The sequence below is a fragment of the Pseudomonas brassicae genome, from assembly GCF_010671725.1.
Taxonomy (GTDB): Bacteria; Pseudomonadota; Gammaproteobacteria; order Pseudomonadales; family Pseudomonadaceae; genus Aquipseudomonas; species Aquipseudomonas brassicae.
Window position 1 is genome coordinate 1 of sequence record NZ_JAAHBU010000178.1, and the last position, 2,787, is coordinate 2,787.

The following is a 2,787-nucleotide window of genomic DNA, read 5'->3' on the forward strand; positions in this document are numbered from 1 at the left end:
CCACAGGGTCAGGCGGTGTTCACAAAACCTGTGGGAGCTGGCTTGCCAGCGAAGGGGCCAGATCAGACAACAAAAAAGTCAGCTAGCTTGCCATGCCGCCAGCGACAGATGAATATCACAGATCAATCCTTTGCCTGTGTGTGGAAACCCTTTATGCCTGCGTCCTTCGACCCCGACTCCCTGCGCGCCAGCCTGCAACCGCTGGTCAAGCGTCAGCCGTTGTCGACCCAGGCCCAGGCATACCAGCATTTCTACAGCCTGGACATACCCGGCGCCCAGAGCTGGCTGGGGCGCTTCGACAGCGCAGGTTATGAAGTGGTCGCACAGGTGTGGCTGCCTTCGGCCCCCGTGGCCACCCTGGTGCTGCTGCACGGTTTCTACGACCACATGGGGCTGTACCGTCACGCCATCGAGTGGGCCCTGGCCCAGCAGTTCGCGGTGATCGCCTGCGACCTGCCCGGGCATGGGCTGTCCAGTGGCGAGCGCGCCAGCATCGACGATTTTGCGGTGTACCAGCACGTGCTGCAGGCCCTGTTCGAGCAAGGCCAGGCTCTGCAACTGCCGCAGCCCTGGCACCTGTGCGGGCAGAGCACCGGTGCGGCCATCGTGGTCGATCACCTGCTGCACCATGGCAGTACAGCCCGGCGCAAGGGCAGGTGATTCTGCTCGCGCCACTGGTGCGCCCACGTGCCTGGCGTTGGTCCAAGCTCAGCTATCAGGTCTTGCGCCACTTCGTTACCGGCATCGAGCGGCGCTTCAGCGAGAACAGCAACGACCCGACCTTCCTGCCGTTCCTGCAGGCCGACCCGTTGCAACCGCGCCGCCTGCCCACTGCCTGGGTGGGCGCGCTGATGGCCTGGGTCAAGCGTATCGAGGTGGCGCCGCGCAGCCTGCGCCGGCCGGTGATCATCCAGGGTGAAGCGGACATGACAGTGGACTGGCCCTACAACCTCGCGGTGCTCAAGGCCAAGTTCAGCGAACCGCAGATCCTGCTGATGCCCAACGCTCGCCACCATCTGGTCAACGAACTGCCGGCGATCCGGCGTGACTACTTTGCCTTCATCGACCAGCGCCTGGGCTGATCACTGCAGGTCCGAGGTGCTCTGGCCCACGGCAAGGCCTGCGCGAATGGCGGCCAGGGCGGCTGCGTAGTACGCCTTGCCGTCGGGCGACTCGGCAAACGTGGCGAATTCATCGAGCTCGGCATCCGACAGCCCGCGGTACACGTAGAGCAAGGTGTTGTTCAGGTCGGCGCTGATCTGCTGCATCAGGCGCTGGCGCTGCCCGTCGAGCATGCTCTGGGCCTGGCCGCCGCCCAGCAGGCCGGGGATCATCTGGCTCAGGCTGTCGGCGGCCACGCCGGCAATCGCCAGGCTCACTTCGGCACCGGCTTCGCGGGCCGGCAGCGCCTGGGCCAGGTGGCCGATGATCAACAGGCGGCTGTCGCTGGCTTCGACCTTGGGCAGGCCCTTGGCGTTCTTGGCCAACTGGTCACGGCGTGTGGCCAGCAGTTCGGCCGCAACGATCTTGCGCCCCAGCGGCGACTGGAAAAACGCCAGCGCCGGGTTTGGGTCACCCAGCTTGGCACGCAACTGCGCCTCGGCGCGGCGGTCGACGGCCTTGGCTTCGAAGCGCTGGTTGCTGTTGCTGACCAGCGCCTGGTAAACCGCAGGCGGCAGGCTTGAGCGATAGCGCTGTTGGGCGGCATCGAGGGCATCGGTAAAGTGGGCGCGCTGCTCCGGCCACCCGGCGACCTTGTACAGTTGTTCGTGGGTATCTGCCCAGACAGGCGTGGTGCAGATCATCAACAGCAGTAAAAACAAACGGCGCATTCAGGACTCCTGTCGGCAGTGCGCTATTGTCCGTGGCACGGCGGGCCTTTGTCGAGACGCCAATGCATACTCTCGGCCAAGTGGCGCTGTCGGTTTTGCTGGCGGCTCGATACTATGCCGGGCATGCAAATACCCTTCGATCATCCCTCGCTGTCGCGCATCGTCGATGACCTGGCCACCCATGGCTGGTCGCAGCAGACGCTTTTTTTGCCTGAGTCGTTGACGCGGGCGCTGGCGGCCGAGTGTCGCAAACGCGCTGCCGAGGGTGAGCTGGCGCCAGCTGGCGTCGGCCGTGGCCCCGCGCAGGAAGTGCGCGAAGGGATTCGCGGCGATCACATCCAGTGGCTCGAACCCGGCGAGGCAGACGCCTGCGATCGTTATCTGGAACTGATGGACAGCCTGCGCGAGGCGATGAACCGCGGCCTGTTCCTGGGCCTGGAAGACTTCGAGTGCCATTTTGCCCTGTACCCGCCGGGCGCCTTCTATCGCAAGCATCTGGACCGCTTTCGCGACGACGATCGACGCACCGTGTCGGCGGTCATCTACCTCAACGAAGACTGGTTGCCCGAACACGGCGGGCAGTTGCGCATGAGCCTCAAAGGCGATGTGGAGCGCGACGTGCAACCGACCGGCGGTTGCCTGGTGGTGTTCCTCTCCGGCGAGGTGCCGCATGAAGTGCTGCCGGCCCATCGCGAGCGCCTGTCCCTGACCGGCTGGTTCCGTCGGCGTGGCAATGAGCCGTTCTGAACCGCACAAGGTGCTGGTCAGCGCCTGCCTGCTGGGCCAGCCGGTGCGCTACGACGGCCGGGCCAGCGGGCATCCCGATGTTCTCCAGCGCTGGCAGCGTGAAGGCCGCGTGGTCGCGCTGTGCCCGGAAGTGGCGGGCGGCTTGCCCACGCCACGCCCGGCCGCCGAGATCCCGGGCGGCCAGGGCCGTGCCGTGCTGGACGGTCAG

Annotated in this window: 3 protein-coding genes and 1 pseudogene; 3 read left to right on the plus strand and 1 reads right to left on the minus strand. The window is 65.9% G+C overall.

Translation table 11 applies throughout. The features are described from left to right. Nucleotides 1-153 precede the first annotated feature (153 nt). Nucleotides 154-1,082, plus strand: a pseudogene (gene bipL / locus G3436_RS13920) (phospholipase BipL). Here bipL and G3436_RS13925 read toward each other — a convergent pair. Continuing rightward, complete coding sequence (locus tag G3436_RS13925; RefSeq protein ID WP_163945876.1) at nt 1,083-1,832, minus strand: DUF2059 domain-containing protein; 750 nt, start codon at nt 1,830-1,832, stop codon at nt 1,083-1,085. Nucleotides 1,833-1,946: 114 nt separating this feature from the next. Here G3436_RS13925 and G3436_RS13930 point away from each other — a divergent pair, with 114 nt between their 5' ends. After that, entirely contained in the window at nt 1,947-2,579 is a 633-nt protein-coding gene (locus G3436_RS13930; protein WP_163945879.1) for a 2OG-Fe(II) oxygenase, read from the plus strand. Further along, on the plus strand, nt 2,566-2,787 hold a 222-nt coding region (locus tag G3436_RS13935; protein WP_163945881.1), incomplete at its 3' end, for a 2-thiouracil desulfurase family protein. The genes G3436_RS13930 and G3436_RS13935, both read left to right, overlap by 14 nt.